A 21045-nucleotide genomic window follows, 5' to 3' on the forward strand; every position below is an offset into this window, starting at 1 on the left:
GGCGCCGGTTGAGGCCGGCGCCAGCCGGGCTCACATGCTCTTGGCCTTCCAGGCGGCGACATCGGCGGCGACCTGCTCGCGCGAGAAGTCGTTGGCTGGGTCGATCAGGCTGCGGTCGAGGAAGGTGGCCGGGTCGATCTCCTTCTGCAGTTCGCCGAGCTTCACCATCGGCCCCTGCACCCGTTTCCAGACGGCGGGCTGGAGATCGCCGAGCTTCGGCGTCACCGAGTAGTTCATCGGGATCGAGGCATCGAGGAACTCGCGACCGAAGGTCGGATTCTCCCACTCCTCCGGCACCGCCTTGCGGCACATCACGGCGAGCGTGTCGACATCGACCTTGCCGACCTGCATGCCCTTCGACCAGGCGCGGAAGAAGCCGATCAGCGGCTGGCGCAGTTCGTCGAGCTTGCCGCCGTTCACCACGAAGGAGTTCGCCGGCGTGTCGGCGACCTCGGCCGGGGTGATCAGCCGGATCTTCATGCCGTTGGCCTGCAGCGACAGCCAGTCCGGCACCGCGCCAGAGATCGCCGACACCGTCTGCTTGCGGAACGCATTGGCAAGCGTCGGCCCGGCCTCGCCCACCACCACCGTCTTCACGTCGTCGATGGAGATGCCGGCGGTATCGAGCGCGATGGCGAGCGTGGTGCGGTCGCGGTCGGAAACGAGGCCGACGGTGGTGCCCTTCAGCTGCTCGACCGACTTGATCGGACTGTCGGCGCTCACCGCGATGCCTTCCGGCGCCAGTTGCATCCCCTCATACACCACCTTGATCGGGATGCCGGCCTGCACCGACTGGAAGGTCTGCGGCGCATCGAGCATGGCGAGCTCGGCCTGCCCGTTCTGCACGAAGGCGACATAGGGCACGGTGGTCGAGGACGGCAGCAGATTGACCTTGATGCCCTCCTTCTCGAAATAACCCAAAGCCTCGCCAGCGATCAGCGGATAGAAATTCGCCGAGCGTGGCAGCGGCATGATCACGTTCATCGTGCGCAGGCCCTGCGCCGCGGCTGGCCGGGCGGCAAACGAACCCAAGGAAAGGCCGGCGGCGGTCCCGGCCATCAGGCCGAGGCAGTTCCGTCGCGATATCAGCGTGTTGTCCGTCAACATGGCGTATCCTCCCATTCGGCGCCTTTGGCACCGTTATCCTTGTGGGGTCTGTATCTGGATGATCGGGCGGCGGGCGCGCCGTCGCCCGGCTTGCGCGCGGCGGCTTACGCCTGCCGGCGGCCGAGAAGGCCGGCCCAGGCCTTCGCCTTCTTGCGGCTCATGGCGGTCATGCGGGCGTCGTGGCGCCAGTAGACCAGCCAGTTGTCAGCCCATTCCATCAGCACGAACAGCGCGTAGCCCATCACGGTCAGGATCACGAGCACCGCGAAGGACGAAGCCATGTTCAGCGCGAAGGTGTAGCGCTGCATGAGCACGCCCATGCCCTCGCTGGCCGAGATGAACTCGCCGACGATGGCGCCGATCAGCGCGAGCGAGATCGCCGTCTTCAGTCCCGCCATGATGATCGGCATGGCGTTGGGCAGCATCAGGCTGAAGAAGATCTGCCGCTTCTTGGCGCCCAGCGAGCGGAACATCTCATTGGCGTCTTCATCGACGTTCAGCAGGCCTGTCAGCGTGTTGATGAAGGGCGGGAAGAAGCAGATCAACGCACCGATGGCGATCTTCGGCATCATGCCGAAGCCGAGCCAGGCGATCACGATCGGCGCCAGCGCGATGCGCGGCGTCACCTGCAGCGCGATGATGTAGGGCGAGATGTAGCGGCGGAAGCTGTCGTTCAGCCCGGCCGCCACCGCGAGGCCGATGCCGATCACCGAGCCGATGACGAAGCCGGCCACCGCCTCCCACAGCGTCACGCCGAGATGGAACCACACCGTGCCCTGATAGAGCACCATATTGACCAGCGAGGCGGCGATGGCGGTCGGGCGCGGCAGGATCAACGGGTCGACGAACTCATAGGTACTGGCGAATTCCCACACCAGCATCACGCCGAGGAACAGCGCGAGATGCCGCGCGACCCGCCCGGCAAGACTGCCGCGCGCCTGCGCGACGTCGGTCATGGAAAGGTTGCCGTCTGTGGCCAAGCTCATTTCAATGCCCTCCCAGAATGGTGCGGACCTCGCCGACCAGCCGGTTGAATTCCGGTGTCTGCATCAGGCTGATCTCGCGGGGCCGCTCGAAAGGCACGTCCACCACCTTGGCAAGGCGGCCGGGGCGCGGCGTCATCACCATCACCTGGTCGGCGAGGAAGATCGCCTCGGAGATGTTGTGGGTGACGAACAGCACCGTTGCATCCACATCGTCGACGATGCGCAGCAATTCGAGGTTCAGCCGCTCCCGGGTGAACTCGTCGAGCGCCCCGAACGGCTCGTCCAGCAGCAGGATGTTCGCCCCGGTCTGCAACAGCCGGGCGAGCGCCACGCGCTGCTGCATGCCGCCGGAGAGCTGGCGCGGGAAGCTGAATTCGAAATCCTTCAGCCCGACCAGTTGCAGCAGGTCGATGGCCCGCTTGCGGTCGGCATCGGTGGTTGCGCCCTGCACCTCGGTCGGCAGCAGCACGTTCTCCACCGCGGTGCGCCATTCCAGCAGCGTCGGGCGCTGGAACATCATGCCGACTTCGTGCGAGGGGCCGCTCACCCCATGGCCGAGCACGCTGAGCTCGCCGGCGGACTTGCCGATCAGCCCGGCGACCAGCCGCAGCAAGGTGGACTTTCCGCAGCCGCTCGGCCCGACCAGCGAGACGAACGAACCCCGCTTGATGTCGAAGCTGGCGCGGTCGAGCGCCACCACCTCGCTGTTGAAGGCTTTGACGAGGTCGCGGGCGGAAATGACGATGTCGGGGTCGATATGGCTGGTCGATGCGGCGACCAGATTGCTGGCGATGGCGTTCATCTCGCTCCTCCGCGTCGCGCGCGCAGCCGGCATCATTCGCCGGACAGGCGTCGGGACGGCATGTGGCGTTTCCTTCGCCCTCGGCCCATCTTCTGCATGATGCGGACGGGTCCGGGGCACCCCCTTGGCGGGGCCGTTCTCCCCCTGGGGGGCCTTGCGCGCAGCCGGAAACCGCCGGCCGCGTAGGCGATCCGTCCGTCAGGCGACGACGGGACGGCTTTCGAGAGCACGCAGAATCTGCGTCTGCGATCGCCCGATATGACGCTTGAGCATGCGCGCGGCGGCATTGCCGTTGCGGGCCTGCAGGGCGTCGATAATGTCGTTGTGCTCGCGCAGCGGCCCCTCATTGTGGTCATGCGCGACCACCGCCGACAGGCTGACCATGCAGAGCCGCTCATAAAGCTCCATCACCCGCCCCATCTCCTCGGCCAGCCGCTGGTTGCGCGACAGGCTCGCGAGGTGGCGATGGAAGCGGCGATTATATTCGGTGAATACCGGGATCGAGGTGGTGTCGGCGTCGCGATAGACGTCGAGCTCCGCGAGTTCGGCATCGGTGGCGACCAGCGCCGCCTTGCGAACGCCAGCAGCTTCGAGGATCAGCCGCAACTCCAGCATGTCGGCGGCGTCGCTGATCGAGACCGGGCGGACGCGATGGCCGCGACGCGGCTCGATCTCGACCAGCCCCTCATATTCCAGCTTCTGCATGGCGTCGCGCACGGGCGACTTGCTGACGCCGAAGCGCTCGGCAAGTTCGGCTTCCCGCAGTTCCGCGCCGGGCACGATGGCACAGGACATGATGTCCCGCCGCACCATCTCATAGACCCTGTTGCGAACCAGATTCATCCGAACCGCCTCACCTCTGAGATATCACCAAACGTATATTGATCGATCGATAACGTCAATATGTCGCGCTGATGACGCTGAGGAAATCAGGAAATATTCGCCGGAATCGCGCGCCGTGCCAGTTTCCTCGGCCAGCGGTGGAGATCGAAAGGGCAGCCTTTGTCCAGTCGAGATATCTCAAGCGGCCAGCACGGGCGCATAAAAAAGGCCGGAGCATGCTCCGGCCGCAGGGCAGGTTCAGGGGAGGAACCGCCCAAGGTTCAAGGGCGCGTCAGCCCGCCCGGCGCGCCGCCGTGGCGTAGTCGACATTGCCTCCGCCATAGCGCCGTACCCGCACATTGGCCTGCTCCGCATGGCCAAGGAAGCCTTCAAGCACGCACAGTCGCGAGCAGTATTCCCCCACCTCGGCGCTCGCCGCATCGGTGGTCACCCGCTGATAGGTGCAGGTCTTGAGGAACTTGCCGACCCATAGCCCGCCGGTATAGCGCGCCGCCCGCTTGGTCGGCAGCGTGTGGTTGGTGCCGATCACCTTGTCGCCATAGGCGACATTGGTGCGCGGCCCGAGGAACAGCGCGCCGTAATTGCGCATGTTGTTCAGGAAATAATCCGGATCGGCGGTCATCACCTGCACATGCTCGGAGGCGATGCGGTCGGCCTCGACGACCATCTCCTCGATGCTGTCGCAGACGATCACCTCGCCGAAATCGCGCCACGCCGCCGCGGCAATCTCCCCCGTCGGCAGGATGGCAAGCAGCCGCTCGATCTCCGCCATGGTCTCGCGCGCCAGCTTTTCCGAATTGGTGAGCAGGATGGCCGGCGAGGTCGGCCCGTGCTCGGCTTGGCCGAGCAGATCGGTGGCGCAGATTTCCGCATCCACCGTCTCGTCGGCGATCACCAGCGTCTCGGTCGGCCCGGCGAACAGGTCGATGCCGACCCGGCCGTAAAGCTGGCGCTTGGCCTCGGCGACGAAGGCATTGCCCGGCCCGACGAGCATGTCGACCGGCGCGATGCTCTCGGTGCCGAGCGCCATCGCCGCCACTGCCTGCACGCCGCCCAGCACCAGGATCTCGTCGGCTCCGGCGAGATGCATCGCCGCGACGATGGCCGGATGCGGCCCGTTGCGGAAGGGCGGCGCCGCCGCCACCACGCTCTTCACCCCGGCCACCTTCGCGGTCACCACGCTCATATGCGCGGAGGCGACCATCGGGTACTTGCCGCCCGGCACATAGCAGCCGACCCGCTCCACCGGCACGTTCTTATGCCCGAGGATGACGCCGGGCAGCGTCTCCACCTCCAGATCGGTCACGCAGGCGCGCTGCTTCTCGGCGAAATTGCGGACTTGCGCCTGCGCGAAGCGGATGTCGTCGAGATCGGATTTCGACACCTGCGACAGCGCCGCCTCGATCTCCTGTTCCGACAGGCGGAAATTCGCCGGCGACCATGTGTCGAAGCGCTCGGAATAGGCGCGGACGGCGGCATCGCCGCCGGTCTCGATGTCCTTGAGGATGGTCTCGACGGTGGCGCGCACCTGCGCGTCGGCGTCGGCGCGCTCCTCGACGGAGCGCGCGGTCTTGAGATGGCGGGCCATGTTTTCCTCCCGGCGCCGAGTTGTGACGCCCAACCTGATGCACCCGATCCGATGCACCCTTGCTTCCGATTGAAATCGACTGTTATTTATCGAGTGAAAACTAATTCGCATCGAGGTGTCAAGCGTGCCGCATCGCCTTGCCGGACATCCGACTCCATGTTATTTATCGAACGATAATTAACATGGAGGAACGCCATGCGAGCCACCGGCCTCAACCATCTGTCCATCGGCGCGAAAGACGTCGAGGACTCCGTCCGCTTCTATGTCGAGATGTTCGGCATGGAGGCGATCCCCACCTATAATTTCGGCTTCCGCACCCAGTATCTGCGCTGCGGCGACCAGCAGCTGCATATTTTCGGCCTGCCGGACGCGACGCCGCACTACCAGCACTTCGCCATCAACGTCGACGACTTCATGGGCGTTTATGAGCGCGCCCGCGACGCCGGCCTCATCGACCACAAAACCTTCGGCAACGGCGTCAACGAGATGCCGGACGGCACGGTCCAGCTCTATCTGCGCGATCCCGGCGGCAATCTTGTCGAGGTCGATTGGCCGGATGTCGCCAGCCTCGATACCGCCCGCATCCCGGAACTGAAGCGTCTCGCCGACCGCTTCGAGCAGGTGGGCGAGAACCTCGAGGCGACGCTGTTCCTCGACCGCCGTCGCGCCTGAGGGAGGCTGCCATGATGGACACCATTGCCGCCCCCCGCAGCATCCGCTCCCCGGCAGACCAGCGCCATGACGACCTGCTCCAGCGCGCCACCGACCTCGCCTCGACCTTCGCCGGCCGTGCGGCGCGGGCGGAAGATTTGCGCCGCCTGCCACGGGAGAACGAGCGCGACCTGCACGATAGCGGCCTCTACCGCATGCTGCAGCCGCGGGCGCTCGGCGGCTCCGAACTCGGCTATGAGAGCCTGATCACCATCGGCGCCGCGCTCGCGGCCGGCTGCGCCTCCACCGCGTGGAACCTCACCAACCTCGCCAGCCACCACTGGATGCTGGCGATGTTTCCGCCCGCGGCGCAGGATCGCGTCTGGAACGAAGACCCCGACGCGCTGATCGCCTCCTCCTTCGTGTTCCCCGCCGCGAAGGTGGCGAAGGCGCCGGGCGGCTATGTCGTCTCCGGCCGCTGGCCGTTTTCCTCAGGCGTCGATGTCTGCACCTGGAACATGCTGGCCGGCGTCGTCCGCACCGAGGGCGAGGCGCCCGACCACCGCGTGTTCCTGCTCCCCCGCTCCGACTACACCATCCTCGACACCTGGCACGTCACCGGCCTCAAGGGCACCGGCTCCAACGACGTGGTGTGCGAGGAGGTGTTCGTGCCGGAGGAGATGACCGTCTCCGTCGCCCACCTCAAGGGCGGCGCCACGCCCGGCAGCGAGCGCCACCCGGCCCCGCTCTATCGTGTGCCGGTGTTCGCGCTATTCCCCGCCATCCTGTCCGGCGTCGGGCTCGGCAATGGCGAGGGTGCGCTCACCGATTACGTCGCGTCCACCCGCAAGCGCTCGGCCAGCTACACCGGCGCCCGGCTGGCGGAATTGCAGAGCATCCAGATCCATATCGGCAGCGCCGCCACCCGGCTCTCGCATTCCCGCCGCATGATGCTGGCCATTTGCGAGGAGGCGATGGCCGATGCCGCGCGCGGCCATGTCCCCGATCTGGTGACCAAGTTCGCCTATCGCCGCGATCTCGCCTTCGCCACCGATCTGGCGACCGCCGCGGTCGACGAGATCAATGCCGGCAGCGGCGCGCAGGCGCTTTACCTTGCCGGCAGCCAGCAGCGACGCTTCCGCGACGCCCATGCTATAAGCGCGCATATCGCCTTCAGCACCGATGTCGCCAATGCCGCCTTCGGACGTCTGGCGCTCGGCATGGAGGCCGACAATCCGGTCGTGTGAGCAACGCGGTGCCGAACCAGGGGAACACGACGACACAGATGGCCGGAAGCTCATCCACATCGCTCGCGGCGGCGGAAAAGCCCGCGTCGCCGCGGCGCACGCGCAACAAGCCGGAGGAACGGCACAAGGAGTTCGTCCGCAAGGCCATCGAGCTGTTCGCCGAGGTCGGCTTCGAGGCCGGCACCCGCGAACTCGCCCAGCGCCTCGGCGTCACCCAGCCGCTGCTCTACCGCTATTTCCCCAGCAAGGACGACCTGATCGCCGCCGTCTACCAGGAGATCTACGTCAATCGCTGGAAGAAGGAATGGCGCGACGGCCTCATCGACGAGAGCCGCCCGATCCGCGAGCGCATCATCGCCTTCTATGAGGACTACACCAGCACCATCTTCACCCCGGAATGGATCCGCATCTACATCTTCGCCGGTCTGCGCGGCGTCGACATCAACCGCCGCTATGCCGCGACGGTGGAGGCGGAAATCCTGCGCCCGATCACTCTCGCCACCCGTCACAGCTTCGGCCTCGGCGGGCAGGAGCCCCCCACCGCCGAGGAGGTCGAGCTGTTCTGGACCCTTCAGGGCGGCATCTTCTATTACGGCGTGCGCGAGATCGTGTACCAGTTCCCGATGCCGGTCGATCGCGCCACGATGATCCGCAACGCCGTCGATACCTTCCTCACCGGCGTCGGCCCGGTGCTGAAGCGGCTCGCGGAACGTGAAAACGTGGCCGGCTAGAGCAATTCCGGTGACATCCGGTTCACCGGAATGGCTCTAGCTCTTTGTTTCTACGCAATTCTTTTCGCAAAACCGCTGCGCAGTTTTGCGGGAATCGCTCTAGACGATAGGCGCACCAACTCTCGAACATCTTCGCTTTGATCGAAACTCGGCTGCCCCTATGATCCATCGGGTGTTTCTACCCGTGGAGTGCCCCAGCCGTGTCCCTTCAGCCCGTCGCGCCCCCTGACGACGAGTCCACCACGCTGGGCATCGAGATCTATGCCCGCCTGCGGCGCGACCTCATCGCCGGACACCTCAAGCCCGGCGAGCGCCTGCGCTTTCGCCAGCTCAGCGCCGCCTATGGCGTCGGCATCGCACCGTTGCGCGAGGCGCTCTCGCGCCTCGTCTCCGATCAGCTTGTGCGCTTCGAGGGCCATCGCGGCTACACGGTCGCGCCGCTGTCGCTTTCCGATCTGCACGATCTGTGCGCGCTGCGCACCGAGCTCAGCTGCAACGCGCTGCGCCGCTCCATCGCCCGCGGCGACGAGGACTGGGAAGCGGAGATTCTCGCCGCGCTGCACCGGCTGGAGCGCACGCCGCTTCCCCACTCGGTCGAGGACCGCAAGACGGTGGACGAGTGGGAGCAGCGCCACGACCGCTTCCATTACAGCCTCATCGCCGCCTGCGATTCGCCTTGGCTGCTGCATTTCTGCGGCGCGCTCTCTGATCACTTCCAGCGCTACCGCCGGGCGGTGATCGTCGTCACCTCCTCGTCCGAAGCCTTGCTCAAGCGGGTGCGCGAGCAGCACCGCACCGTCGCCGAGGCGGCGATCGCCCGCGACGCCGAGCGCGCCACCGCCATTCTCGCCGAGCACTTCCAGGGCAGCGTCGAGGTGGTCATCCGCAACTATGAGGAAGTGTCGCGCAGCCTGTCGGCGGGGAATGGCGACGACGCCCCCTGACTGGCTGCTGCGACGCTCTTCGAACGAGCCATCAACCTCTCTCTTTATTGACATCCATATTTTGTTCGAACATCCTTGCGATTAACAATCACAAGGACCGTTCGACGGGCTGTGCTCGCGACGATCCGTCGGGAGGACGCCGCATGCTCGACCACACCAAAGTCGCCGATGTGAAGATCGACCTCATCTCCGGCATGCGGCTGATCGCCCATGACGGACTGGCCGGCTTCGGCGGGGTCGGCGAAGGCATGTCGCTGCAATCAGCGCCGGATGGAAGGCGCATCCTGTGGGTGGCGCATGAGGGGCCGCCGAAGAACTTCACCGGCGTCGATGTCACCGATCCGAGCCGGCCGAAGGTGATCGTGCAGACCGACCTGCCGCACAACAAGGTGCGCTCCAATTCGCTGGAGACCAGCGGCGACCTGATGGCCGTGGCCTACCAGACCGTTCAGCCGGGCCTGGAGCCCGCCGGCATCGACCTGTTCGATATCTCGGTGCCGGAATCCCCCCGGCTGATCAGCCATTTCGATTGCTCCGGCCCGCATTCGCGCGGCGTGCACCAGGTGTGGTTCGTCGATGGCGAATTCATCCATTGCGCCGCCGGCGCCGCCGACTTCACCCCGCGCAACCCGCTCGACGACCAGGCCTACCGCATCATCGATGTGCGCAATCCAGCAAAGCCGGTCGAGGCCGGCCGCTGGTGGATGCCCGGCACCGCCGAGGGCGACGATGCCGCCCCGCCGGAGCGGCTGAAGATCGACAGCGGCTTTCGCTGCCACAACACCAATGTCTATCCGGATCGGCCGGACCGCGCCTATGTCGGCTATATCGACGGCGGCTTCTACGTGATGGACATCTCCGACAAGTCGCGCCCCACCGTCCTCTCGCGCTTCAGTCCGAACCCGCCCTTCCCCGGCTTCGCGCACACGCTGATGCCGCTGTTCGGCCGCGACCTCGCGGTGGCCAGCCATGAATGCATCCACGACAACGGCTTCGATTGGCCCAAGCTCACCTGGCTGCTCGATATCCGCCGCGAGGACAATCCAGTGCCGCTGTCGACCCTGCCCATGCCCTCCTTCGAGGAATATGGCCGCAAGGGCGGGCGCTTCGGCTGCCACAACCTGCATGAGAACCCGCCGCGCGACACCGCCTTCCATTCCGAGACGCTGCTGTTCTCGACGCTGTTCAATGGCGGGCTGCGCGTCCACGACATCAGCGATCCGCTGGCGCCGCGCGAGGTCGGCGCCTTCGTGCCCTCCGCGCCTCCGGGCGCCCGCGTGCCGGCGATCCAGATCAACGAGGTCTATGTCGACGAGAACGGCATCGTCTATTGCGGCGACCGCCATGCCGGCGGGATCTACATATTGGAGCTCGACCTCTGAGCCCCACGGAAAGGGCACGGGCATGACCATCCCCGTCATCCTGATCACCGGCTTCCTCGGCAGCGGCAAGACCACGCTGCTCAACCATTTGCTGCGCGATCCGGAGATGGCCGACAGCGCGGTGATCATCAACGAGTTCGGCGATGTCGCCATCGACCACCTGCTGGTCGAGAGCGCCATCGAGAACACCGTGGTGCTGCAGAGCGGCTGTATCTGCTGCACCGTGCGCGGCGATCTCGTCGATACGCTGGATGATCTCTGCGCCAAGGTGGCGCGGGGGGAGTTGCCGGCCTTCTCGCGCGTCGCCATCGAGACCACCGGCCTCGCCGACCCCGCCGCGCTGGTTCGCGCCTTCCTCACCGAGCCGATATTGGCCGAGCGGTTCGACCTGCACGCCGTGGTCGCCACCGTCGATGCGGTCAACGGTGCCGGCCAGCTCGACAGCTTCGAGGAGGCGCGCCATCAGGCCGCCCTCGCCGACATCCTCGTCTTGACCAAATCCGATCTGGCGGCGCCGGCCGCGATCGCCGACCTCGCCGCGCGGCTGAAGACGATCAATCCCGGCGCCTCGCTCGTCCCCGTGGTGCAGGGGCAGATCGCGCCGGCGGCGCTGTTCGCCCAGGTGCCGGCGCATCCGTCGCGCCGCAGCGGCGATACCCTCGCCTGGCTCAACAGCGAGGCCTTCGCGGCCTCCGACTCTGCCGGCTCGCACCATGATGACGGCATCCGCGCCTTCGCCGTCACCCTGGACAGGCCGGTGACGCGGGACGCGCTGCGCGGCTGGCTGCGGTCGATCCTGTCGCTGCGGGGAGTCGATCTGCTGCGCATGAAAGGCATCGTCGCGCTGCGCGGCGAGGCCGCGCCGATGGTGGTGCACGCGGTGCAGCAGGTGATGCACCCGCCGGTGCAGCTACCGGCCTGGCCGAGCGACGATCACACCACCCGCCTGGTCTTCATCACCCGTAACATGGAGCCGGAAGCATTACGTGGCAGTCTTGAAGTTCTCGTCGCGCGGGCGGCGGCGTGAAGCGCGCGCCGCAACTGCCTCGGCATCTATGCCATAGCCGGCGTCGGAATTATGTATGCAATATGCTTCACCCATTTTTACAAAGCATTCCCATACATATTTCCGCACATAAGTCAGCACAACTGACATTTCATGCTCCTCCCACTGTTTTTATTTTAAGACACGCTAGCACATAACCCAGCGCCCTGTCGACAAATGGGAGTTAAAACTCGATGTACAAAAATAAATACGATAATTCTATATCTAAATAACCAACTATAAGCCGAATATTCTCGGCGACAACACGCCGCAGCAGCAAAAATTTGTCGCATCCACCCCTGGGAGCGGCAAACTCCGCGATCAGGTATTTTCAACAAATACAGCACCCATGCCGAGATGTACTACAGGTATGTCGGTTCGATATGGGTTTCTCTGGGATAAATATTTCATTTTAACTTGACATGCCCGCAACGGCATCTTTTCCTCAGAGCACAAGACGTCACAAGACGCTGTGCCACTGCAACGCCTGGGAAGGAACGCCACATGATGCCCTCTCGTGCCGCTCGGCCCTTACACCTGCGTCTGAAACACGCCGCGCTGGCGGCCGCTCTCGGTGCCGCGCTGGTCGCGGCGCCGGCCGCGCTGCGGGCGCAGACCGCCCCCACCGGCCCCATCGAGATCACCACCGGCACCAGCCCCGGCGGCACGCCGGACGTGCTGATGCGCCGCGCCGCCAAGATCCTCAACGAGCAGAAGATCATCACCAATCCGCTGGTGGTGCAGAACCGCACCGGCGGCTCGTGGATGGTCGCGGGCAATTTTGTCATGGGGAAGCAGGGCGACCGCAACGTCGTGCTGTGCATCGCCCAGCCGATCCTGACGACACCGATCACGCAGGGGCTGCCGACGCTCTATGACAAGCTGACCCCGATCAGCATGTTCATCCAGGGCGACCTCGTGCTGGTCGTGCAGGAGAATTCGCCGGTCAAGGACATGAAGCAGCTGGTCGAGCTCGCGTCCAAGCGCGAGCGCTCGGTCAAGGTCGCCGGCGCGCAGTCGGGCTCCACCGATCACATGGTGGCCGGCCTCGTCGAGAAGGCCGGCAAAGTGAAGCTGAACTACGTGCCCTTCGACGGCGGCGGCGCGGCGCAGGCGGCCTTCCTCGGCGGCAATGTCGACTTCATGACGCTGACGCCGGGCGAGGCGCTTCCGCTGGTGAAGGCCAACAAGGCGCGCATCATCGCCATTCTCGCCCGCGAACGCCGCACCGCGCCGGAGCTGAAGGACATCCCCACCGCGAAGGAGCAGGGCTACGACGTGGTGTGGGGTCAGGCCTGGGGCCTCGCCGGTCCGCCCGGCCTCGACGCCGCCACGGTGAAGTTCTGGGATGACGCCATCGCCAAGCTGGTGGCCAATCCGGAATGGCAGGCCAGCCTCAAGGACAACTTCCTGCGCAGCGAGATGGTGCCGGCGGCGCAGGTGAAGCCCTACATGCAGAAGCTGCATGACGAGCATCTCGCCCTGCTGCGCGACCTCGGCCTCGCCAAGCAGCCGGCGGTGCAGTGAGGGACGGGGCGGGGTCTTTCGACAGACCGCCCCCGCCCCACTCCCTCCCGCTCGGACGGGAAGCCTCCTCACCTCCTCCCTCTCCACGATGGGGAGAGGGAGGAGCGGTCGGCATCGCGTCCGCTGGCAGGGCGCGCTGGCGACCGGAAGGCGGTTGTTTCTCCGGCCGAGGCCTGACCGTCCCGCCAGCAGCGAATGTCTCCGTTTCCGTCCGGTGAACCGGAAGGACCGGCGTCATCGAAGACCGGCCGAGATCGAGAGGCTTCCAGCGAAAGCGGCGCCTCCCGCTTGAAACGGCCGGCTCCTTCTCCCCGTCGGGGAGAGGGCTGAGGTGAGAGGCCTTTCGCCTCTGCGACCAACCGCCTGCCCGTATCGCCCAAGCGACGGAGCTTCGCATGAAAGCCACCAACTTCATCGCCGCCTTCATGCTGCTGGGGCTGTCGGTCATGGTGCTGTCCGGCACGTGGTACCTGCCCTATTGGGCGGACTTCGCCCCCGGCTCGGCCTTCGCGCCGTTCTGGGTGGCGATGATAGGCGTCGTGCTGGCGGTCTCCCTGTTCGTCGCCACCCTGTTCGACGACAGCGGCGAGCCGCACAGCTTCCCGGACCGGCGCGGCATCGTCCGTGTCACCGCCCTCATGGCCGGCCTGTGGCTGATGGTGCTGCTCATCCCGCTCATCGGCTTCGTCACCGCCGGCATCCTGTTCAGCCTGTATCTGCTGATCGGCATCGAGCGACGGCCGCTCGCGCCGAGCCTGCTCACCACCGCCGTGGTGACCGGTCTCGTCTATGGCGTGTTCATCGCCTGGCTCGGCATCTCGCTGCCGGCCGGCCCCTTCGGCATCTGAAAGCGCAGGGAACTTCCATGGACGCCCTCGCCTCCCTCGCCCACGGCTTCTCCATCGCGCTGACCCCGACGAACCTGCTGTTCGTCTTCATCGGCGTCACGCTCGGCCAGTTGATCGGCGCCCTGCCCGGCATCGGACCCTCGGCCGGCATGGCGCTGCTGCTGCCGATCACCTTCGGGCTCGATCCGGTCACCGCCCTCGTGATGCTCTCGGGCATCATGTATGGCGGCATGTATGGCGGCACGCTCACATCGGTGCTGGTCAACGTGCCCGGCGAGGCGGCCAGCGTGATGACGGCGGTGGACGGCAACCAGCTCGCCCGGCAGGGCCGCGCCGGGCAGGCGCTGGCCGCCTCCGCCATCGGCTCCTTCCTTGCCGGCATCGGCGCGGTCACCGCGCTGGTCTTCCTTACCCCGGCATTGAGCGCCTTCGCGCTCAGCTTCTCGGCGCCGGAATATTTCCTGCTGGCGTTGCTCGGCATCACCGCCACCGCAAGTCTGGGCACCGGCTCGGCGATCAAGGCGATGATCGGCGCCACCCTCGGCCTGATGATCGCACTGGTCGGCACCGATCCGATCCAGGGCACGTCGCGCCTCACCTTCGGCTCGCTGGATCTGCTGGAGGGCATCGACTTCCTGCCCGTGGCCATCGGCGTGTTCGGCATCGCCGAAATCCTTGTCTCGATGGAGCAGACGCAGGCCGGCCACGTCGTGCGCACGCGGCTGAAGGATATGTGGCTCACCCGCAAGGACTGGCTGGAATGCCGCATGGCGATGCTGCGCGGCGGCGTCATCGGCTTCTTCATCGGGCTGATGCCCGGCGCCGGCCCGACGGTCGCCGCCCTGCTGGCCTATGTGGTGGAGAAGAAGGCCAGCCCGCATCCGGAGAAGTTCGGCCATGGCGCGCTCGATGGCGTGGCGGCGGCGGAATCCGCCAACAACTCGGCGGCGCACGGGGCGATGATTCCGATGCTGGCGCTCGGCATTCCCGGCTCGGCCTCCACCGCCGTGCTGCTGGCGGCGCTGGTGCTGCTCGGCATCCGCCCCGGCCCGATGCTGCTGACCGAACAGGCGGATCTCGTCTGGGGCCTCATCGCCTCGATGTTCATCGGCAACGTCATGCTGCTGATCATGAACCTGCCGCTGGCCCCGCTCTTCGCCAGCATATTGCGCATTCCCTACGCCTATCTGGTGCCGGGCATCCTCATCGTCTCGCTGGTCGGCGCCTATGCGATCAGTCTCAGCCTGTTCAATGTCGGGCTGACGCTGTTCTTCGGCATGGTCGGCTATCTGATGATCCGCGCCGATATTCCCCGCGCGCCGCTGGTGCTGGCCGTGGTGCTGGCGCCGCTGATGGAAAGCTCGCTGCGCCAGAGCCTGATGCTGTCGGAAGGCAGTCCGGGGATCTTCGTCCAGCGCCCGCTCTCGGCGGTGCTGGCGCTGCTGGTGATCCTCTCGCTGGCCCTGCCGCTGTTCAATTTCCTGCTCGCCCGCCGGGCGGCGCGCCGTGCCGGCGTCGCCGAGGCGCTGTCCCACTCATCCGACTAGGACACCTGCATGACCATTCCCGTAATCGACGTTCACGCCCACATCCTCACCGAGGAGATGATGGCCCGTATGCGCCGCGAGGCGCCCGATATCGGACCGACGCTCTCCGAGGTCGATGCCGAGGGCGGGGTGCTCAAGGTCGGCGACATCGTGCAGCGCCCGTTCCCGCGCGGCGGCTGGGATCTCGACCGGCGCCTCGCCGATCTCGAACTCGCCGGCTTCGACCTGCAGGTGCTGTCCAACTGCCCGCAGACCTTCCTCTATGACCGCGAGGCGGCGCTCACCGGCGCGCTCTGCCAGATCCAGAACGAGGCGATCGCCGAGTTGGTCCACCGCCATCCCGACCGCTTCCTCGGCATCGCCACCCTGCCGATGCAGGATCCCGTCCGCGCCGCCGACGAGTTGCGCCGCGCGGTGACGAAGCTCGGGCTGAAGGGCGCGCAGATCGGCTCGCATGTCGAAGGCAAGAACCTCGACGACCCGGCGCTGGAGCCGATCTGGGCCACCGCCGAGGAACTGGGCGCCTTCCTCCTCATCCACCCGCAGAAGACGGCGGCCGGCGAGCGCACCAAGGAATTCTACCTCAAGAACCTGATCGGCAACCCCTTGGAGACCACCATCGCCGCCGCCTCGCTGGTGTTCGGCGGCGTGCTGGAGCGCTACCCCGATCTCAAGATCTGCCTGGTGCATGGCGGCGGCTTCCTGCCGTTCCAGACCGGCCGGATGATCCATGGCTGGAAGGAGCGCCCGGAATGCCGGCGCTTCATCAAGGACAGCCCGGAAGTCTCGATCCGCCGGCTGTATTTCGACACGCTGACCCATTTCGGCCCGGCGCTGCGCTACCTCACCGACACCTTCGGCGCCGACCACGTTCTGCTCGGCAGCGACTACCCGTTCGACATGGGCACGCTGGAAGGCGCCCGGCAGGTCCGCGCCGCCGGCCTCGCCAAGGCCGATGAGACGGCGATCCTCGGCGGCACGGCGAGCGGCTGGTTCGGCCTCAATACGACCTCGCGCGAAACGGTGTCGGCATGAGTGAAGCCGCCATTCTCCGCCCCAGCGCCCTCCCCGTCACCGAGCGCGGCGGCGGTGCCCGCACCGTGCGCCTGGTCACCGCCGAACTCGGCTCGCAGAAGCTGCTCAACGGCATCACCCGCTTCGGGCCGGGCGCGGCGATCCCGCTGCACAGCCATAATTGCGAGGAAAGCGTCATCATCCTCGAGGGCGACGCGGTGTTCGAGATCGACGGCGTCGCCCATGAGCTGACGCAATACGACACCACTTGGATCCCGCCGAACGTGCCGCACCGCTTCCGCAATACCTCGCAGACGGCGCCGCTCGCCATTTTCTGGACCTATGCCGACACCGCCGCCACCCGCACCATGGCGGCGACCGGCGAAACCCATTCCATCGCCTCCGAACACGCGAACGACCGGCACACGAACGACCGGCGCGCGGGGCAAGCGCCCACGAGGGAAAAGCCTGCGGGGGACCGCCCATGAACGCCGCCGTGAAACCGGATCCGGGCGCCGCGCCCTCCACCGCCTCCGCCCAGGCGCTTGAAGACCTGATCGCCGATGCCATGCGCGCCTGCGAGCTGCCGCCGGAGGACGCCCGCGGCGTCGGACGGCTGATGGCCGAGGCCGACCTCACCGGCGCCGACGGCCACGGCGTGTTCCGCCTGCCGCAATATGTGCGGCGGCTGAAGGGCGGCGCGGTCAATCCGCGCCCGCGCATCGAGGTCGAGCGCGCCGCGCCCGGCGTCGCGCTGGTCGATGGCGACAACGGCATGGGCCATCTGGTGATGAGCACGGCGGCGAACACCGCCATCGCCATCGCCCGCGAGATCGGCATCGGCTGGGTCGGGGTGCGCCGCTCCAACCATGCCGGCCCGGCCGCGCTCTATGTCGACAGGCTGGCGCAGGCCGGCATGGTCGGCATCTATTCGGTGGTGGCGAGCTCCAACCACATGGCGCCGTGGGGCGGCACCTCGTCGCTGCTCGGCACCAACCCGCTCGCCATCGCCATCCCCGCCGGCGACGGCGCCCCGCCGGTGCTGCTCGACATCGCCACCACCGTGGTGTCCTACGGCACCATCAAGAAGCACGCGCTGAGCGACATCCCACTGCCGGAGGGCTGGCTGGTCAGCAAGGCCGACGGGCAGCCGATCACCGATCCCAAGCGCAGCGGCGAGGGGCTTTTGCTGCCGATCGGCGGCTATAAGGGTTCCGGCCTCGCCTTGATGCTCGGCCTGCTCGCCGGCACGCTGAACGGCGCCGCCTTCGGCCGCGAGGTGGTCGATTTCAACGCTGATTCCTCCACCGAGACCAATACCGGCCACTTCATACTGGCCTTGGACGTCGCCCGCTTCATGCCTCCCGCCATCTTCGCCTCGGTGCTGCAACACCAGCTCGACGAGCTGCGCCACGATGCCCCGCTGCCCGGCACGGAAGGGGTGCGCATCCCCGGCGACCGCCGCGCCACGCTGCGCGAAGCCCGCGCCCGCGACGGCGTGCCGATCCCCGCGCCGCTGCGCCGCCAGCTCGACGAGCTGGCCGCCACGCTCGGCATCCCAACCCTTGCCGCCCGGCAGTAGCAATCGGAGTTCCCCGCCATGTCCGCCACCGCAACCACCACCGAGCGCACCACCCTCAATGCCGGCGCCTTCAAGGCCGGCGACGGCGCCTATCTGTTCCAGCTCGACCAATTGTCCGCCATCGAGGGCGGCCCCGGCTATTCCACCGCCATCGGCTCGGTGGTGGAGGGCATCCGCACCCAATGCGGGCTGATGCGCAAGGCGCGCGGCACCGGCGCCCGCCCGCATTCGCACCCCAACGAGCAGTGGAACTATGTGGTGCAGGGCCGGCTCAGGGTGAACATAGAGGGCCAGCCGGAACGCATCGCCGGCCCCGGCACCCTCATCTATTTCCCGCCCGACGTGATCCACTCGACGGTGGCGCTGCCGGAGGAGGACGTGGTGTTCTTCGTGGTCAAGGATACCACCCACGGCATCGCCGGCAAGGCCGCCGACGGCACCATGAGCGGCGGGCACTACGACACGCCGGCCTCCTCATAGAGCCCGGCCCGCTCGCCCCAGACGTCGCCGATCCGCGCCGTCTCCTGCGCCAGCACCTCGAGAAACGCGGCGGCCGCCGGCTCCAGCGGCCGCCGCGCCGGCTCGATCAGCACCAGGTCCATCCCCACCGGCGGATCGGCGATCGGGTTGACGGTGAAGCGCCGCGGCGCCTGCGGCCCGACCGGCCGCGCGGCTTCCTCCGCCATCATCAGGCCGGGCAGGATCGCCACCCAGTCGGTGGAGGCGACGAAGTCGAGCGTGCCCATCATCGCGTCCAGCTCCAGCCGCCGCTCCACCACCACGCCGTTGGAGGCCAGATAGGTCTCGATATTGGCGCGCCGCGCATTCTGCCCGCTCGGCACCACCACCTTGAGCGGGCCGAGATCGGCCAGCTTCACCGGCTTCATGTGCTCGCGCCCCGCCGCCGCGCCGGAAACCAGCACCTCCGGCGTATAGGCGAAGCGGGTGGTCTTCACCCCCACCGTGCCGGTGGAGGCCGGCACGATGGCGAAGGCGAGTTCGCCCGCCCGCACCTGCTGGGTGAGGTTGGCGGAATAGGCCTCCCAGATCCGCACCCCGACATTGGGATGCAGGGCGACGAAGCGGGCGAGCGCCGGCGCCAGCACCGAGCGGGTCATGGTCGGCATCAGCCCCACCACCATCTCGCCGTCCAGCCCGGCGCCGAAGCGCTCCACCGAGCGGTTGGCCATCTCGTTGAGCCGCAGCAATTCGATGCAGTGGCGGTAATAGCTCTCCCCCGCCGGGGTCGGCTGCACGCTGCCGCCGCCGCGGGCGAACAGCTTCACCCCGAAGCGGTCCTCGATCTTGCGGATATGCTGGGAGACGCCGGATTGCGTGGCGTTCTCCCGCTCCGCGGCGGCGGTGAAGGAACGCTCCTCATAGGCCGCCACGAACAGCCGGACATCCCGCAGCGTATCGCTCATCATTACGTTTCCTGATGGAGATGAGCAGATCATATCATTTCTACAGCGGGCAGCATCCCCCTAAGCTCAGTGTCATGAGCGAACATGTCATCGACTTCCGATCCAGCGACGATCATGGCCATTTCCGGCGGGCGCTCGGACGTTTCGCCACCGGGGTCACCATCGTCACCACCCGCACCGCCGACGGAAAGCTCGAAGGCCTGACCGCCAACAGCTTCTCGTCGGTCTCGCTCGACCCGCCGCTGGTGCTGTGGAGCCTGCGGCGGCAGGCGCCCTCGCTGGCGAGCTTCACCTCCTCCGGCTGTTTCGCCGTCAATGTGCTCGGCACCCATCAGAAGCATCTGTGCCGGCACTTCGCCACCCCGCACCCCGACAAGTTCGACAGCGTGCCGCACGGCATCGGCGATCACGGCTCACCGCTGATCGAGGGCGCCATCGCCCGTTTCGAGTGCCGCACCGAGCAGGTCATCGAGGCCGGCGACCACCTCATCTTCCTCGGCCGGGTGCTGCGCGCCGCGCATCGCGACGGCGAGCCGCTCATCTACGCCACCGGCGCGCTCTGCGGCCCGGCCCTGCTGCCGGCCGATCCGCCGGCCAACGACACCTCCGCAAACGAAATTGCCGCGAACCGGGAACGCGCATCATGAAACTCGGCTTCTTCACCATGCCGATCCACCCGCTGCACCGCCCGCTCACCGAGACGCTGCGGGAGGACCGGGAATTCTGCCTCATCGCCGAGAAGCTCGGCTTCTGCGAGGGCTATTTCGGCGAGCATGTCACCGATGGCGCCGAGACCATCACCTCCTCGCTGATCTTCATCGCCTGGCTGCTGGAAGCGACCAAGACCATCAAGCTCGGCTCCGGCACCATCAACCTGCCGAACCAGCACCCCGCCCGGGTCGCCGGCGAGGTGGCGATGCTCGATCACATGGCGCAGGGCCGCTACATCATGGGCATCAGCCCCGGCGGCCTGCTCTCCGACGCCGAGGTGTTCGGCAATCTCGACAAGAACCGCACCGAGATGTTCGTCGAGGCCATCGACCACATACTCGGCATCTGGTCCGGCGAGCCGCCCTACAGCCGCGTCGGCCAGCACTGGACCATCACCACCGAGCGCACCTATCTGCCGGCGCTCGGCCAGGGGCTGATGCACAAGCCCTATCAGCGCCCGCACCCGCCCATCGTCGTCACCGCCGTCGCGCCGTTCTCCAAGGGCGTCACGGAAGCCGCCGCGCGCGGCTGGGAGCCGATCTCGGCCAATTTCCTGCTGCCGATCTGGGTGAAGACCCACTGGCCGAAATATGTCGAGGGCTGCGAGAAGGGCGGCCGCCCCGCCGATCCGGCCAATTGGCGGGTGGCCAAGAGCATCTTCGTCGCCGACGACCTCACCACCGCGAAGCGCTACGCCACCGAGCCGGGCAGCCCGTATTATGCCTATTACAACTCGCTGGCGACCAAGCTGGTGGGCAATGGCCGCGCCAACCTGTTCAAGCGCGACCAGAGCGCGCCCGACAGTTCGGTGACGGTGGACAGCGTGCTCGCCGACCTGGTCATCTGGGGCACCCCCGACAAGGTCGCCGACGAGCTCGCCGCCTTCGAGGAGGAGATCGGCGAATTCGGCACCCTGCTCTATGCCGGCCATGACTGGGCGGATCGCGATCTCGCCATCCGCTCCCTGGAGCTGATGGCCGAGCAGGTGATGCCGGCGGTGAATGCCGGCCGGCAATCCGCCGCCGCCGAGTAGGATGCAACATTCAGGAGCCGCCGGCACAAGGCG

21 protein-coding genes are annotated in these 21045 nt (G+C 66.9%); 15 read left to right on the forward strand and 6 right to left on the reverse strand.

Annotated elements, in window-relative coordinates:
- Positions 1-30: 30 nt before the first annotated feature.
- The 5 genes from KHC24_RS17625 to hisD form a co-directional block, all read right to left on the reverse strand.
- Positions 31-1107, reverse strand: a complete 1077-nt coding sequence (locus KHC24_RS17625; RefSeq protein ID WP_213364624.1) for an ABC transporter substrate-binding protein — start codon at positions 1105-1107, stop codon at positions 31-33.
- Between the two features lie 104 nt (positions 1108-1211).
- On the reverse strand, positions 1212-2093 hold the full coding sequence (locus tag KHC24_RS17630) for an ABC transporter permease (RefSeq protein ID WP_213364625.1): 882 nt from the start codon (positions 2091-2093) through the stop codon (positions 1212-1214).
- A 1-nt stretch (position 2094) separates the two neighbouring features.
- Entirely contained in the window at positions 2095-2895 is an 801-nt protein-coding gene (locus KHC24_RS17635) for an ABC transporter ATP-binding protein (protein ID WP_213364626.1), read from the reverse strand.
- 198 nt (positions 2896-3093) lie between these two features.
- Positions 3094-3738, reverse strand: coding sequence for a GntR family transcriptional regulator (locus KHC24_RS17640; RefSeq protein ID WP_213364627.1), 645 nt, complete (start codon positions 3736-3738; stop codon positions 3094-3096).
- A 271-nt stretch (positions 3739-4009) separates the two neighbouring features.
- The gene (hisD, locus tag KHC24_RS17645) at positions 4010-5326 is read right to left on the reverse strand and encodes a histidinol dehydrogenase (protein ID WP_213364628.1); all 1317 of its coding nucleotides are present in this window, start codon (positions 5324-5326) and stop codon (positions 4010-4012) included.
- Positions 5327-5521: 195 nt separating this feature from the next.
- Here hisD and KHC24_RS17650 point away from each other — a divergent pair, with 195 nt between their 5' ends.
- From KHC24_RS17650 to KHC24_RS17710, 13 genes are all read left to right on the forward strand, one after another.
- Positions 5522-5998 carry a VOC family protein gene (locus tag KHC24_RS17650; protein ID WP_213364629.1) on the forward strand — a complete coding sequence of 159 codons (477 nt, stop codon included), beginning with the start codon at positions 5522-5524 and terminating at the stop codon, positions 5996-5998.
- 11 nt (positions 5999-6009) lie between these two features.
- Positions 6010-7224, forward strand: a complete 1215-nt coding sequence (locus KHC24_RS17655; RefSeq protein ID WP_213364630.1) for an acyl-CoA dehydrogenase family protein — start codon at positions 6010-6012, stop codon at positions 7222-7224.
- Positions 7225-7262: 38 nt separating this feature from the next.
- The gene (locus KHC24_RS17660; protein WP_213364631.1) at positions 7263-7955 is read left to right on the forward strand and encodes a TetR/AcrR family transcriptional regulator; all 693 of its coding nucleotides are present in this window, start codon (positions 7263-7265) and stop codon (positions 7953-7955) included.
- A 200-nt stretch (positions 7956-8155) separates the two neighbouring features.
- The gene (locus KHC24_RS17665; RefSeq protein WP_213364632.1) at positions 8156-8899 is read left to right on the forward strand and encodes an FCD domain-containing protein; all 744 of its coding nucleotides are present in this window, start codon (positions 8156-8158) and stop codon (positions 8897-8899) included.
- A 143-nt stretch (positions 8900-9042) separates the two neighbouring features.
- Positions 9043-10281, forward strand: a complete 1239-nt coding sequence (locus tag KHC24_RS17670; protein WP_213364633.1) for an LVIVD repeat-containing protein — start codon at positions 9043-9045, stop codon at positions 10279-10281.
- A 22-nt stretch (positions 10282-10303) separates the two neighbouring features.
- The gene (locus KHC24_RS17675; RefSeq protein ID WP_213364634.1) at positions 10304-11308 is read left to right on the forward strand and encodes a CobW family GTP-binding protein; all 1005 of its coding nucleotides are present in this window, start codon (positions 10304-10306) and stop codon (positions 11306-11308) included.
- A 522-nt stretch (positions 11309-11830) separates the two neighbouring features.
- Entirely contained in the window at positions 11831-12853 is a 1023-nt protein-coding gene (locus tag KHC24_RS17680) for a tripartite tricarboxylate transporter substrate binding protein (protein WP_213364635.1), read from the forward strand.
- Between the two features lie 395 nt (positions 12854-13248).
- On the forward strand, positions 13249-13701 hold the full coding sequence (locus KHC24_RS17685) for a tripartite tricarboxylate transporter TctB family protein (protein WP_213364636.1): 453 nt from the start codon (positions 13249-13251) through the stop codon (positions 13699-13701).
- A 17-nt stretch (positions 13702-13718) separates the two neighbouring features.
- On the forward strand, positions 13719-15248 hold the full coding sequence (locus tag KHC24_RS17690) for a tripartite tricarboxylate transporter permease (RefSeq protein WP_213364637.1): 1530 nt from the start codon (positions 13719-13721) through the stop codon (positions 15246-15248).
- 9 nt (positions 15249-15257) lie between these two features.
- Positions 15258-16283 (forward strand): amidohydrolase family protein, encoded by a 1026-nt coding sequence (locus KHC24_RS17695; RefSeq protein WP_213364638.1) that lies wholly within the window; start codon positions 15258-15260, stop codon positions 16281-16283.
- Positions 16280-16750, forward strand: a complete 471-nt coding sequence (locus KHC24_RS17700; protein ID WP_213364639.1) for a cupin domain-containing protein — start codon at positions 16280-16282, stop codon at positions 16748-16750. Before KHC24_RS17695 ends, KHC24_RS17700 begins: the two co-directional genes overlap by 4 nt.
- Entirely contained in the window at positions 16747-17844 is a 1098-nt protein-coding gene (locus tag KHC24_RS17705; protein ID WP_213364640.1) for an Ldh family oxidoreductase, read from the forward strand. Before KHC24_RS17700 ends, KHC24_RS17705 begins: the two co-directional genes overlap by 4 nt.
- An 18-nt stretch (positions 17845-17862) precedes the next feature.
- Positions 17863-18324, forward strand: coding sequence for a cupin domain-containing protein (locus tag KHC24_RS17710; RefSeq protein WP_213364641.1), 462 nt, complete (start codon positions 17863-17865; stop codon positions 18322-18324).
- On the opposite strand, the gene KHC24_RS17715 is transcribed toward KHC24_RS17710, so the two are convergent.
- Complete coding sequence (locus KHC24_RS17715; protein ID WP_213364642.1) at positions 18300-19271, reverse strand: LysR family transcriptional regulator; 972 nt, start codon at positions 19269-19271, stop codon at positions 18300-18302. The two genes, KHC24_RS17710 and KHC24_RS17715, sit on opposite strands and share 25 nt — an antisense overlap.
- A 71-nt stretch (positions 19272-19342) precedes the next feature.
- Between KHC24_RS17715 and KHC24_RS17720 the strand changes: the two genes are divergently transcribed.
- Together KHC24_RS17720 and KHC24_RS17725 are read left to right on the forward strand one after the other, a co-directional pair.
- Positions 19343-19915 (forward strand): flavin reductase family protein, encoded by a 573-nt coding sequence (locus tag KHC24_RS17720; RefSeq protein WP_213364643.1) that lies wholly within the window; start codon positions 19343-19345, stop codon positions 19913-19915.
- Positions 19912-21012 (forward strand): LLM class flavin-dependent oxidoreductase, encoded by a 1101-nt coding sequence (locus tag KHC24_RS17725; RefSeq protein WP_213364644.1) that lies wholly within the window; start codon positions 19912-19914, stop codon positions 21010-21012. Before KHC24_RS17720 ends, KHC24_RS17725 begins: the two co-directional genes overlap by 4 nt.
- Positions 21013-21045: the final 33 nt, after the last annotated feature.

Source organism: Ancylobacter defluvii, from assembly GCF_018390605.1.
Taxonomy (GTDB): Bacteria; Pseudomonadota; Alphaproteobacteria; order Rhizobiales; family Xanthobacteraceae; genus Ancylobacter; species Ancylobacter defluvii.

What these genes read in the sequence shown, in the direction of transcription:
- KHC24_RS17720 (WP_213364643.1), top strand. Translation starts at nt 19,343, where the DNA reads ATGAGCGAACATGTCATCGACTTCCGATCCAGCGACGATCATGGCCAT.
- KHC24_RS17675 (WP_213364634.1), top strand. Translation starts at nt 10,304, where the DNA reads ATGACCATCCCCGTCATCCTGATCACCGGCTTCCTCGGCAGCGGCAAG.
- KHC24_RS17700 (WP_213364639.1), top strand. Translation starts at nt 16,280, where the DNA reads ATGAGTGAAGCCGCCATTCTCCGCCCCAGCGCCCTCCCCGTCACCGAG.
- KHC24_RS17660 (WP_213364631.1), top strand. Translation starts at nt 7,263, where the DNA reads ATGGCCGGAAGCTCATCCACATCGCTCGCGGCGGCGGAAAAGCCCGCG.
- KHC24_RS17710 (WP_213364641.1), top strand. Translation starts at nt 17,863, where the DNA reads ATGTCCGCCACCGCAACCACCACCGAGCGCACCACCCTCAATGCCGGC.
- KHC24_RS17725 (WP_213364644.1), top strand. Translation starts at nt 19,912, where the DNA reads ATGAAACTCGGCTTCTTCACCATGCCGATCCACCCGCTGCACCGCCCG.
- KHC24_RS17640 (WP_213364627.1), bottom strand. Translation starts at nt 3,738, where the DNA reads ATGAATCTGGTTCGCAACAGGGTCTATGAGATGGTGCGGCGGGACATC.
- KHC24_RS17635 (WP_213364626.1), bottom strand. Translation starts at nt 2,895, where the DNA reads ATGAACGCCATCGCCAGCAATCTGGTCGCCGCATCGACCAGCCATATC.
- KHC24_RS17650 (WP_213364629.1), top strand. Translation starts at nt 5,522, where the DNA reads ATGCGAGCCACCGGCCTCAACCATCTGTCCATCGGCGCGAAAGACGTC.
- KHC24_RS17655 (WP_213364630.1), top strand. Translation starts at nt 6,010, where the DNA reads ATGATGGACACCATTGCCGCCCCCCGCAGCATCCGCTCCCCGGCAGAC.
- KHC24_RS17680 (WP_213364635.1), top strand. Translation starts at nt 11,831, where the DNA reads ATGATGCCCTCTCGTGCCGCTCGGCCCTTACACCTGCGTCTGAAACAC.
- KHC24_RS17630 (WP_213364625.1), bottom strand. Translation starts at nt 2,093, where the DNA reads ATGAGCTTGGCCACAGACGGCAACCTTTCCATGACCGACGTCGCGCAG.
- KHC24_RS17690 (WP_213364637.1), top strand. Translation starts at nt 13,719, where the DNA reads ATGGACGCCCTCGCCTCCCTCGCCCACGGCTTCTCCATCGCGCTGACC.
- KHC24_RS17685 (WP_213364636.1), top strand. Translation starts at nt 13,249, where the DNA reads ATGAAAGCCACCAACTTCATCGCCGCCTTCATGCTGCTGGGGCTGTCG.
- KHC24_RS17705 (WP_213364640.1), top strand. Translation starts at nt 16,747, where the DNA reads ATGAACGCCGCCGTGAAACCGGATCCGGGCGCCGCGCCCTCCACCGCC.
- KHC24_RS17715 (WP_213364642.1), bottom strand. Translation starts at nt 19,271, where the DNA reads ATGATGAGCGATACGCTGCGGGATGTCCGGCTGTTCGTGGCGGCCTAT.
- hisD (WP_213364628.1), bottom strand. Translation starts at nt 5,326, where the DNA reads ATGGCCCGCCATCTCAAGACCGCGCGCTCCGTCGAGGAGCGCGCCGAC.
- KHC24_RS17695 (WP_213364638.1), top strand. Translation starts at nt 15,258, where the DNA reads ATGACCATTCCCGTAATCGACGTTCACGCCCACATCCTCACCGAGGAG.
- KHC24_RS17625 (WP_213364624.1), bottom strand. Translation starts at nt 1,107, where the DNA reads ATGTTGACGGACAACACGCTGATATCGCGACGGAACTGCCTCGGCCTG.
- KHC24_RS17670 (WP_213364633.1), top strand. Translation starts at nt 9,043, where the DNA reads ATGCTCGACCACACCAAAGTCGCCGATGTGAAGATCGACCTCATCTCC.